The following is an 11363-nucleotide window of genomic DNA, read 5'->3' as shown; positions in this document are numbered from 1 at the left end:
CCGCCGTCGGACTGCTTGCTCGCGCTGTTCGCATCTTCTTTTTTGCCCACAGACCGATGTGTATCGGAGCCCGGCCTCCGCCTCCGCCGCCCGCGCCGGCGGTCCCACCTGCGCCCGCGGCCTCTGCGGCAGCACCGGCGCCGGCCCAGCCCGCCCCGTCGCCGACACCCGGTCCCCGTCCGGGACCGGCCGCGCCCAAGCCGGGTATGCCCCGGCCGCCGCGCGTCGGTAACAACCCGTTCTCCTCGGCCCAGCCGGTCGAGCGTCCCGCGCCGCGTCCGCAGGGTCCGCGGCCCGGGCCCAGCGGACCGCGCCCCGGCCCGGGTGGCCCGCGTCCCGGCGGCGCCACACCCGGCAACATGCCCCCTCGGCCGCCCGGCGCCCGTCCCGGCGCGCCCGGTCGTCCGGGTGCCCCGCGTCCCGGCGGCGGTCCCCGTCCCGGTGGTGGCCCCGGCGGCGGCGGTCGTCCCGGCGGTGGTGGCGGCGGCGGTAACTACCGCACCGGCGGTCCCGGTGGCGCCGGCGGCGGTGGAGCTGCTGCCGGCGGTTTCCGGGGTCGTCCCGGCGGTGGCGGTCCCGGTGGTGGCGGCGGCGGTGGTGGCCGCCCCGGTCAGCGCGGTGGCGCGGCCGGTGCGTTCGGCCGTCCCGGTGGCGCCCCGCGTCGTGGCCGTAAGTCGAAGCGGGCAAAACGCGCCGAATACGAGAGCATGCAGGCGCCGGTCGTCGGTGGCGTGCGGTTGCCGCACGGCAACGGCGAGACCATCCGGCTGGCCCGCGGCGCGTCGCTGTCCGACTTCGCCGAGAAGATCGATGCCAACCCGGCTGCTCTGGTTCAGGCCCTGTTCAACCTCGGCGAGATGGTGACCGCCACCCAGTCCGTGGGTGACGAGACGCTCGAACTGCTCGGCAGCGAGATGAACTACGTCGTGCAGGTCGTGTCGCCGGAGGACGAAGACCGCGAGCTGCTCGAATCCTTCGACCTCACCTATGGCGAGGACGAGGGCGACGAGGAGGACCTGGAGGTCCGCCCGCCGGTGGTCACCGTCATGGGTCACGTCGACCACGGCAAGACCCGCCTGCTGGACACCATCCGGCAGGCCAGCGTCCGCGAGGGCGAAGCCGGCGGCATCACCCAGCACATCGGTGCCTACCAGGTGACCGTCGAGCACGACGGTGTCGAGCGCCCGATCACCTTCATCGACACCCCGGGCCACGAGGCGTTCACCGCCATGCGCGCCCGTGGTGCGAAGGCCACCGATATCGCGATCCTCGTGGTCGCCGCCGACGACGGCGTCATGCCGCAAACGGTGGAGGCCATCAACCACGCGCAGGCCGCCGATGTGCCGATCGTGGTCGCCGTCAACAAGATCGACAAGGAGGGCGCCGACCCGGCCAAGATCCGGGCGCAGCTCACCGAGTACAACCTGGTTGCCGAGGACTTCGGTGGCGACACCATGTTCGTCGACATCTCGGCCAAGAACGGCACCAACATCGAGGCGCTGGAAGAAGCGGTGCTGCTGACCGCCGACGCCGCACTGGACCTGCGGGCCAACCCCGATATGGAAGCCCAGGGTGTGGCCATCGAGGCACACCTGGACCGCGGTCGCGGCCCGGTTGCCACGGTGCTGATCCAGCGCGGAACCCTGCGGGTCGGAGACTCCGTTGTCGCCGGCGACGCCTACGGCCGCGTCCGCCGCATGGTGGACGAGCACGGCGAGGACGTCACCGAGGCGCTGCCGTCGCGGCCGGTGCAGGTCATCGGCTTCACGTCGGTGCCAGGCGCCGGTGACAACTTCCTGGTTGTCGACGAAGACCGCATCGCCCGCCAGATCGCCGACCGGCGCAGTGCGCGCAAGCGCAACGCGCTGGCCGCCCGTACCCGCAAGCGCATCAGCCTGGAAGACCTGGATTCGGCACTGAAGGAAACCAGCCAGCTGAACCTGATCCTCAAGGGCGACAACGCCGGTACGGTCGAGGCGCTCGAAGAGGCCCTGCTGGGTATCCAGATCGACGACGAGGTAGAGCTGCGCGTCATCGACCGCGGTGTCGGTGGCGTGACCGAAACCAACGTCAACCTGGCGTCGGCGTCGGATGCGATCATCATCGGCTTCAACGTCCGCGCCGAGGGCAAGGCCACCGAGCTGGCCAACCGCGAAGGTGTGGAGATCCGCTACTACTCGGTGATCTACCAGGCGATCGACGAGATCGAGAGCGCGCTCAAGGGCATGCTCAAGCCGGTCTACGAGGAGAAGGAGCTCGGCCGCGCCGAGATCCGCGCCATCTTCCGGTCGTCCAAGGTCGGCAATATCGCGGGTTGCCTCGTGCAGTCCGGGATCATGCGGCGCAACGCCAAGGCGCGGCTGCTGCGTGACAACGTCGTCGTCGCCGAGAACCTCACGGTCTCCTCGCTCAAGCGCGAGAAGGACGATGCCACCGAGGTGCGCGAGGGCTACGAATGCGGTCTGACGCTGACGTACTCCGACATCAAGGAAGGCGACGTCATCGAGACATACGAGTTGGTTGAGAAGGCGCGGACCTAGTGATGAGCGCTTGCGCGAAGAACCGGACGCACAGTGGCTGATCCCGCAAGGGCGAAGCGGCTGGCCAAGCGGATCTCCACCATCGTCGCTTCGGCGATCGAGTACGAGATCAAAGATCCGCCGCTGGCGTTCGTGACGGTCACCGACACCAAGATGACCGGTGACCTTCACGACGCGACCGTCTACTACACGGTGCGCGGCAACACCCTCGACGACGAGCCGGACTACGCAGCCGCGGCCGCGGCGCTCGAACGTGCCAAGGGCACGCTGCGCACACGGGTCGGGGCGGGGACCGGCGTGCGGTTCACCCCGACGCTGTCGTTCGTCTTGGACACCGTGCCCGACACTGCTCTGAAGATGGAGGAGCTGCTGGCCAAGGCCCGCGCCGCGGACGCCGATGTCGCGCGGATTCGGGCCGGGGCCACTCCTGCGGGAGACGCGCAGCCCTACCGTGTGGTAGGAGAAGAGGTAGAAGCATCATCCTCGCAGGACGACCAGGACGCCGGTGACCGCGATCGATTCGACGACTGAGATCACCCGCCTCAGCAGGCGGGTGGATTCGCACGGCGCTCTCGAGGTGCTGCGCGGTGCCCGTTCGGTCAGCGTGATCTGCCACGTCCATCCCGACGCCGACAGCATCGGTGCCGGCCTGGCGCTGGCGCTGATCCTCGAGCGTGACGGTGTCGAGGTCCAGGTCAGTTTCGCGACGCCGTCGAACCTGCCGGAGTCGTTGCACATGCTTCCCGGCGGCCACCTGCTGGTGGCGCCGAAGGACATGCGCCGCGACGCCGATCTCGTGGTGACCGTCGATGCCCCGAGCATCAACCGGCTTGGTGCGCTGGCCGAGTTGACCCCGCCCGGCCGCGACGTTCTGGTCATCGATCACCACAAGTCGAACACCCTGTTCGGCAGCGTGAATCTTGTTGATCCCAAGGCCGATTCGACGACGATGGTGGTTGCCGAGCTGCTGGATGCGTGGGAGAAAACGATCGACCGGGACGTCGCCACCTGCCTGTACGCGGGGTTGACGATCGATACCGGGTCGTTCCGGTGGGCGTCGCCGCGGGCCCTGCGGCTGGCGGCGCGCCTGGTCGAGCTGGGCGTGGACAACGCCGCGATCAGCCGGGAACTGTTCGACACCCACCCGTTCGTATGGCTGCCCCTGCTGGCCCGGGTGCTGTCCAGCGCCCAGCTGGTGCCCGAGGCGGCCGGCGGGCGAGGCCTCGTGTATGCGGTGGTCGCTCACGAGGACTGGATGAAAAACCGGTCCGAAGAGGTGGAGAGCATCGTGGACATCGTGCGCACCACCCACGAAGCCGAGGTCGCGGCGGTCTTCAAGGAGATCGAGCCGCAGCACTGGTCGGTGTCGATGCGCGCCAAGAGCTATGACCTGGCCAAGGTCGCCAGCGGCTTCGGCGGCGGCGGGCACACCCTGGCCGCCGGCTACTCCGCGTCCGGACCGATCGACGACGTGGTGGCGCAACTGGCCGCCGCCCTCGGCTGACGGGTTGGCCGACTCGCCTGTCACCGGTCGACGGATCGCCGGGCTGGCGATTCCGGCGCTGGGTGTCCTGGCCGCCGAGCCGATCTACCTGTTGTTCGACATCGCGATCGTCGGGCGCCTCGGTGCGCTGAGTCTGGCGGGTCTGGCGATCGGCGGGTTGATCCTCTCTGTTGTCAGCGCACAGCTCACGTTCCTGTCCTACGGCACGACGGCCCGTTCGGCGCGGTTCTACGGCGCCGGTGACCGGGCCGCGGCGGTCGGTGAGGGCGTGCAGGCCACCTGGCTCGCGTTGGCGATGGGTGCGGTGATCGTGACCGCGGTGCAGCTGACCGCGGTCCCGCTGGTGTCGGCGATCGCGGGCAGCGCGTCGGGCGGCGGCATCGCCGACGCGGCGCTGCCGTGGGTGCGGATCGCGATTTTCGGGGTGCCGGCCATCCTGATCTCGGCGGCAGGCAACGGCTGGATGCGTGGGGTGCAGGACACCATGCGGCCGCTGCGCTATGTGCTGGTGGGGTTCGGCATTTCGGCGGTGTTGTGCCCGCTGCTGGTGTACGGCTGGCTGGGCCTGCCCCGGCTGGAGCTGGCCGGCTCGGCGATCGCCAACCTGGTGGGGCAGTGGTTGGCCGCCGTGCTGTTCTGCCGCGCGCTGCTGGTGGAGAGGGTCCCGCTGCGTCTGGACACCTCGGTACTGCGGGCACAGATGGTGATGGGCCGCGATCTGGTGGTGCGGACCTTGGCGTTCCAGGCCTGCTTCGTGTCGGCGGCGGCGGTGGCCGCACGGTTCGGAGCGGCGGCCGTCGCCGCGCACCAGGTGGTGCTGCAGTTGTGGAATTTCCTTGCCCTGGTACTGGATTCGCTTGCGATTGCCGCACAGTCACTGGTCGGTGCCGCGCTCGGTGCCGGCCGGACGACTCACGCGAAGTCGGTCGCGTGGCGGGTGACGGTGTTCTCGACGATCGCCGCCGCGATATTGGCGGTGGTGTTCGCGGTCGGCGCCTCGGTGCTGCCATCGTTGTTCACCGACGACCGTTCGGTGCTCGCCGCGATCGGAGTGCCGTGGTGGTTCATGGTGGCGCAGCTGCCCATCGCCGGTATCGTCTTCGCGCTCGACGGCGTGCTGCTGGGGGCCGGTGATGCCGCGTTCATGCGTACCGCGACGTTGGCCAGTGCGCTCATCGGTTTCCTGCCGTTGATCTGGCTGTCGCTCACGTTCGGCTGGGGCCTGCTCGGTATCTGGTCGGGCCTGAGCACGTTCATGGTGCTCCGGCTGATTTTCGTTGGCTGGCGGGCGTTTTCGGGGCGTTGGCTGGTACCCGGGACCGGCTAGCGCCGAGCGGTTGCCGCCCAGCCGAAGTCATTGGTACGCACGTCGATGTCGGTGAATCCCGCTGCGGTGAGCCGATCGGCGAGCCCCGCCGGGTCGACCGGGTTGTAGGTGTCGCCCACGTGTGCGTTCTCCATGTCGTCGCTGCCGATGCTGTCACTGGCGACCAGCGTGGCGCCTGGGCGCAGCACCCGCGCGACCTCGGCCAGCAGCCGGTCCTGCAGTTCGGCGGTGGGAACGTGGTGCAACATCGTGAAGCAGGCCGCGCCCGAGAACCGATTGTCTCCGAAATCCAGCGCGGTGGCATCGCCGCGCACGATCTGCACCGACGGCACACCGGAGAACCGCTCGGTGAGCATGGCCGCCAGCTTGTCATCGATTTCCACGCAGGTCACCCGGGGCAGCACAGTGCTCAACACGTCGGTGACGGCGCCGTAGCCGGGCCCGACCTCCAGGACGTCGTCACCGAGGTCGGTGCTACCCAGCGCCCACGGCAGGATCTGGTCACGCATGATCTGACGCCATTCGTCGCTGCCGCAGACCTCGTGCGCCTCATTCATGCGGGCCAGCCTAGAGGATGCGCCTGTCACGGCGATCTGAATTTTTGCTGAGTTGGCTCCGAGCGTCCCCTCTGTGCGTTAATACTGAACGTTGCTGAACAACCGTCCGGGTTCGGGGGTGCCATGAGTTCGACAGCATTTGGATTTCGTGTCGGTTCTGCCGCGTTTGCGCTGAGCCTGGGTATGGCGGTGGCCGCCAGCCCAGGTATCGCGGTAGCTGACACCCCGGACACCGGCTCGGCGGCACAACCCTCGAAGCCGTCGAAGGTCGGCACGTCGCGCCGCGCGGCGCAGGCGCCATCCGACAGCAAGGTCGGTGCACCCAAGCGGTCCACTCGCACGCCGGCGGCGTCGCGACCTGCCGCGGTCAGCCGCCCGGGTGCGCGGGTGCCCGCCGACGAGACCCCCAAGCCGGCCAAGGCGATCGATCCCAGCGCATCCGTTCAGATGAACAAAGCCGCAGAATCCGCTGTCACAGAACAGGTTTCGACCTTCACATCCGAGGTCGCAGCGCCGGTGTCGAAGAAGATGACACCGGCGAGTCGCGCCGCGACCGCGGCGCTGAACCCTGGCGACATCGTCTCGCGGTTCCTGTCGCTGTTCGGGATCAAGGGCCTGCCACCCTCACCGGCGCAGCTGCTGACCGGCATGCTGACCCTGATTCGCCGCGAGATCGACAACCTGCTGCGTCCGCAGACCACGCCCAGCCTCGCGATCACCGACACCAGCCTCGTCGAGGGCAGCGGGAGCACCACCACTGCGGCATTCACGGTGACGCTGTCCAAGCCGAGCACCAAGACCGTGACCGTGAGCTACCTGACTGGCGACGGGTCGGCGACGGCCCTCCAGGATTACGTGAACGTCGCGGGCACGCTCGTCTTCGCCCCGGGCGTGACCACCCAGGTGATCACTGTGGACGTGCTGGGCGATACCAAGGTCGAGCCGGCCGAGACCTTCACCGTGACGCTGTCCGACGCGTTCGGCGCCAAAATCGGCCGGGCGGTCGCGACGGGCACCATCACCGACGACGATGACGCCAGCATCCCGCAGTTGCCGACGGTGTCCATCGCCGGGGCCGGCGTGTCCGAAGGCAACAGCGGAACGACGTCGATCCCGTTCACGGTGACCCTGTCCAAGGCATCGGACACGGCGATCACGCTGACCTACACGACGACGAACGGTTCGGCCACCGCCGGCCAGGACTACACGGCGGCCTCGGGAACGGTGACGTTCGCCGCGGGCTCGGTGACGCAGGTGATCAACGTCAGCGTCATAGGTGACACCGCCGTCGAGCCGACCGAGACGTTCACCGTCACGCTGTCCGCCCCGGTCGGCGCCACCATCGCCACCGCATCGGCGGTCGGCACCATCGCAGCCGACGACACCGCCACGACACCCGGTGGCACCGCCGAGTGGGGCACGAGCTTCTTCGCGCCGTACATCGACATGGGCGCATACCCGGTGCCGAACCTGCTGGCGCTCTCCAAGACCTACGGCACGTCGTTGGTGACGCTCGGCTTCATGCAGGCCGATGAGAACGGCACCCTTGCCTGGGCGGGATTAGCTGCGCTGAAACCGAATTCGACCAACGAACAGGCGATCGCCATCAACAACGCGATCGCCACCTTCAAGGCCGCAGGCGGGGACGTCATGATCTCCTTCGGCGGTGCGGCCGGCACCAGCATCGCCCAGGACTACGCCGCCAAGGGGCGTACCGCCCAAGAACTCGCGGCCGCCTACGCGGCCGTCGTCGACAAATACGGCGTCACTCACCTTGATTTCGACATCGAGGGCGCCGCGGTGGCCGATCCCGCGTCGGTCACCCTCAACGCCCAGGCGCTGGCGCTGTTGCAGAAACAGAAGCCGGAGTTGGAGATCTGGTACACACTTCCGGTGTTGCCGAGCGGGCTGACCGCCGACGGCGTGAACGTGGTGGAAACGGCGCTGGCGGCCGGGGTCACGTTGGCCGGTGTCAACGTGATGGCAATGGACTACGGCGAGTCCGCCGCGCCGACCAGTGGGCCGAACGCAAAGACCATGGGCGCCTACGCGATCGAATCGGCCGAGTCCACCTACGCCCAGCTCGCCACGCTGTACGCCGCTCACTCGAAAACCTTCGGCTGGAGCAACATCGGGGTCACCCCGATGCTCGGCGTCAACGACGTCATCACCGAGGTGTTCACCGTCGCCGACGCGCAGGCGCTCGAAGACTGGGCCCGCACCAAGAACATCGGGATGCTGTCGATGTGGCAGGTGCTTCGCGACACTCCGGGCACGCTGGGTCAGTCCACCACCAGCGCCTCGGGACTCGGCGACCCCACCGGAGCGTTCAGCAACGTGTTCAACGACTACGGCACGATCAACGTCGTCGACTACACCAACGCCGGGGGCACGGCCGGAGGCGGCGGCGGGACCCCGGTGACCGGCGGCACGACCACGACGATCGGCTGGGCATGGGGTGCCAACCCGGTGCTGACGTTCGACCCCGCCAAGGACACCCTGGACTTCGTCTGGATGCAGGCCAACGAGTTCGACGTCTCGGACGAGTCCGGGTCGACGGTGATCACGATCGTCGGCAACAACAGCAGCTACACCTTGGGCGGCGTGACGCTGAGCCAATTGCAGATCGGCAACATCATCGCCAAGGACGCCGGCACGCTGGCGAAGTGGCAGAGCCTCATCGACGCCGCGAAAGAGGTATGAGGCGAGCCTATTTCACCTGCGAGCGGCCACGCTCGATGACCGAGGAACGGCTGGCGGCGATGTCGTCACCGGAGGTCTGGGCCATCCACTTCCTGGCCGACATCGCCTCGATCCACAGCCCCGACCCGGTCTGGTCTTCGTCGATGCGGTGATAGGAAGCCAGTAGCGCGCGCACAGCCTTCTGGTTGTTGCCGACGATCGCCGCGGCGACCGCGCGGGCAGCCGGCAGCAACTCCTCGTGCTCGACGACCTGGGTGACCAGCCCGGCGCGCAGGGCATCGGCTGCGGACAGGTAGTCACCGGTCAGGCTCATCCGCCGGGCCATCCCGACGCCGACCTTTTGCGGCAGTCGCACGCTCAGGCCCCAGGTCGGCAGTAGCCCGACCCGGGCGTGGGTGTCGGCGAAACGGGCGCGCTCGGAGGCGATCAGGATGTCGCAGTACAGCGCCAGTTCCAGTCCGCCGGTCACCGCTGCGCCGTTGATCGCCCCGATGACCGGCTTTGTCATCGGCGGCCACTTCGGCGAGATGTCGGGAAGTTCGGTGGTGTCGCCGAGTTCCTTGAGGTCCAGCCCCGCGCAGAAGACCGGGTCGGCACCGGTGACGATGACGACGTCGACGCCCTCGTCGGCGTCGGCCTCGCGCAGCGCGCCGAAGAAGCGGTTGCGCAGCGCGCTCGACAGCGCGTTGCGCGCGCCGGGCCGATTCAGTGTGACCGTGCGGATCCGGTCGGTGGTGTCGATGAGCAGGATGTCGTCGCCGGTCATAGCTGACACCGTAACCGCACCGCTAACGACCCGAGCGTGCCGTCCCTTTCGCCGGGCGGTGTGCTCCCATCGGTGAGCGGGGTGGACCGCTGGGGCCGGCCGTCGGAGTGCCGCCGACCGGCGGCGGCGCTGTTGGTCCCAGCCCCGCCGCCGGTAGCGGAATCGTCCGTGTCGGCGAGCGGACCGCCGACGGCGCAGGCACACGCACGGGCCGGGCGGCGCGGCTTGGCGAGTCTCCGGTTGCCACCGGAATCGGCCGGGAGGCGGTGGTCGCGATGTCGGGTGTCGATGTGGCCCGCGCGGGTTTGCGAACCAAAATGCTTGGGGGAGAGGGTGATACCGTCGCCGATGGCGAATTCTGCTCGATGTGGCCGGCTTCGGGTGCGGTGCAGGTGCCGGCCTTGGACTGAAGACGCGTCTGAAGCGAGGAGGCGTCGTCGTGGCCTGGCCGCAGCGATGCCTGTCGGATCTGTGCGGCAGGGACTGAACAATCAGCGATTTCGACGAGGCCGCCGAACATCGGTACGCCGCCGACGGCGCTGGGAACGTACCAGGCCAGCCACATCGGCCCGGCTGCGACGGCCCTGCTCGCGTCGATCACCGTGGACAGTTCCTGCTCGGCTATCGCGGGATCGGCGGGCACCATGGCCTGCACTGCGCGCACCCGATCGTTGTCGATCCGCAGGCCGAAGACGTCGACCGGAACGCTGCCGAGGAACTGCTCGACGGACGTCTGAGCTTGTGCGCTGAGGGGAAAGGCGACGCTCATCCTCGGGGTCCGAGGCGACGGCGAGGCCGGTGACACCGACATGGTGAGCCCGGTGTCACCGGCGGTTCGCCGGACGGTGTCGAGGAGATCGGCCCCCGGGGTGTGGCTGTCGGTGACCGAGAGTTGATTCACCATGCTGTCGTCGCCACGGAACCAGTCGATGCGGCCGTCTGCACCCGCGGCGATCACGCGGAGCCGCTCGGCGTCATCGGCGATCTGGGCGGAGTCGAGGTGTGACTGACGCCTCAGTGTCACCGGCTTGTCGGGCATCACCCAGAAGTCCACATTCTGGGTGTAGTTCGCGATCAACCGGATCCTGGCGTCGGCGATCCGGTCGGCGACGGCGATCAGCTCGGAGCGGGTTGCCGCGGGCGCGTCGACAGTGATGTTGAAGGTGAAGCCTTCGGCGTAACTCTCATCCGGATACACCCACGCGTCGGTGACCCCGGGCATCGACATCAGGGTGGCTTGCAGGTCGTCGGCAACCTCAGTGAGGTTCGTCGGAGCGCCGCAGGCCGGTAGGACGGTGGCACCGATCAGAAGAGTCAGGGCCGAGCCGGCTCGGCACAATCGCCGCGTTCGCAACCTCGGCCTCCAGCCCCGCGCATCGGACAGTCGAGGTCAATCTACTCGCGCGTCACTTGTTCTGGTGGCGGCAGATTGAGCCGATAGCTGTGAATGTGCTCAGAGCATGCGAACATCGACGTGAACATCAGGTTCGGAGAGTGTCGACGCGGTCAGTACCCACCTCCCGACGACCGCCGCGAGAAGCGTGTCCGTGCCATCGGTGCCGCGCGCGGCCTCGCACACCCGGCGTAATTCGTCGGCGATGGTGGTGATCCGCGGCGCGATATCGGCGATCCGGTTCGACTGCGCCAGCGAGGCGCCCAAAAGCGCACTGGCCAGGCGCATTTCGCCTTGCGGTGGAGTGATGAATGCATCTGTGGGGCGTGCCGCCAGGGCAGGCATGACGATCTCGTAGGCCCGGTCGAGAGCGGCTCGGTAAAGCGGTGCCTTGCCCGGGAAGTAGTGGTGCACCGCGGGCCGGGTGATATCGACCAGATCCGCGACTTCCTGCAATGTCGCGGCGTCGTACCCGCGGTAGGCAAAGATGTGGATGGCCGCCGAGACGATCAGTGGGCGTCGCACCTCTCCGTTCGAACCGCGTGGCCGACCCACCCCTCGCTTGCTCACGGT

At 68.5% G+C, this 11363-nt stretch carries 8 protein-coding genes and 1 pseudogene; 5 read left to right on the top strand and 4 right to left on the bottom strand.

The window, feature by feature from the left end:
* Window positions 1–68: 68 nt before the first annotated feature.
* The 4 genes and pseudogenes from infB to HPC46_RS08945 form a co-directional block, all read left to right on the top strand.
* Window positions 69–2540, top strand: a pseudogene (gene infB, locus HPC46_RS08960) (translation initiation factor IF-2); the annotation flags it as partial.
* A 33-nt stretch (window positions 2541–2573) separates the two neighbouring features.
* The gene (gene rbfA, locus HPC46_RS08955) at window positions 2574–3071 is read left to right on the top strand and encodes a 30S ribosome-binding factor RbfA (RefSeq protein WP_179468882.1); all 498 of its coding nucleotides are present in this window, start codon (window positions 2574–2576) and stop codon (window positions 3069–3071) included.
* Window positions 3046–4044, top strand: a complete 999-nt coding sequence (locus tag HPC46_RS08950; protein WP_179468880.1) for a DHH family phosphoesterase — start codon at window positions 3046–3048, stop codon at window positions 4042–4044. The genes rbfA and HPC46_RS08950 overlap by 26 nt, the downstream gene beginning before the upstream one ends.
* A 4-nt stretch (window positions 4045–4048) precedes the next feature.
* On the top strand, window positions 4049–5371 hold the full coding sequence (locus tag HPC46_RS08945; RefSeq protein WP_179468878.1) for an MATE family efflux transporter: 1323 nt from the start codon (window positions 4049–4051) through the stop codon (window positions 5369–5371).
* Here the strand turns inward: HPC46_RS08945 and HPC46_RS08940 are convergent.
* The gene (locus HPC46_RS08940; RefSeq protein WP_179468876.1) at window positions 5368–5928 is read right to left on the bottom strand and encodes a class I SAM-dependent methyltransferase; all 561 of its coding nucleotides are present in this window, start codon (window positions 5926–5928) and stop codon (window positions 5368–5370) included. The two genes, HPC46_RS08945 and HPC46_RS08940, sit on opposite strands and share 4 nt — an antisense overlap.
* 123 nt (window positions 5929–6051) lie before the next feature.
* On the opposite strand from HPC46_RS08940, the gene HPC46_RS08935 reads away from it, so the two are divergent.
* Window positions 6052–8631, top strand: a complete 2580-nt coding sequence (locus HPC46_RS08935; RefSeq protein WP_179468874.1) for a Calx-beta domain-containing protein — start codon at window positions 6052–6054, stop codon at window positions 8629–8631.
* 7 nt (window positions 8632–8638) lie between these two features.
* On the opposite strand, the gene HPC46_RS08930 is transcribed toward HPC46_RS08935, so the two are convergent.
* From HPC46_RS08930 to HPC46_RS08920, 3 genes are all read right to left on the bottom strand, one after another.
* On the bottom strand, window positions 8639–9397 hold the full coding sequence (locus HPC46_RS08930) for an enoyl-CoA hydratase (RefSeq protein ID WP_179468872.1): 759 nt from the start codon (window positions 9395–9397) through the stop codon (window positions 8639–8641).
* Between the two features lie 22 nt (window positions 9398–9419).
* Window positions 9420–10619, bottom strand: coding sequence for a hypothetical protein (locus HPC46_RS08925; RefSeq protein WP_179468870.1), 1200 nt, complete (start codon window positions 10617–10619; stop codon window positions 9420–9422).
* Between the two features lie 231 nt (window positions 10620–10850).
* The gene (locus tag HPC46_RS08920) at window positions 10851–11315 is read right to left on the bottom strand and encodes a TetR family transcriptional regulator (RefSeq protein ID WP_179468868.1); all 465 of its coding nucleotides are present in this window, start codon (window positions 11313–11315) and stop codon (window positions 10851–10853) included.
* Window positions 11316–11363 lie beyond the last annotated feature (48 nt).

Origin of the sequence: Mycolicibacterium vinylchloridicum (assembly GCF_013404075.1) — a bacterium.
Classification (GTDB): Bacteria; Actinomycetota; Actinomycetes; order Mycobacteriales; family Mycobacteriaceae; genus Mycobacterium; species Mycobacterium vinylchloridicum.
This window is presented reverse-complemented; position numbering and strand designations above follow the sequence as displayed.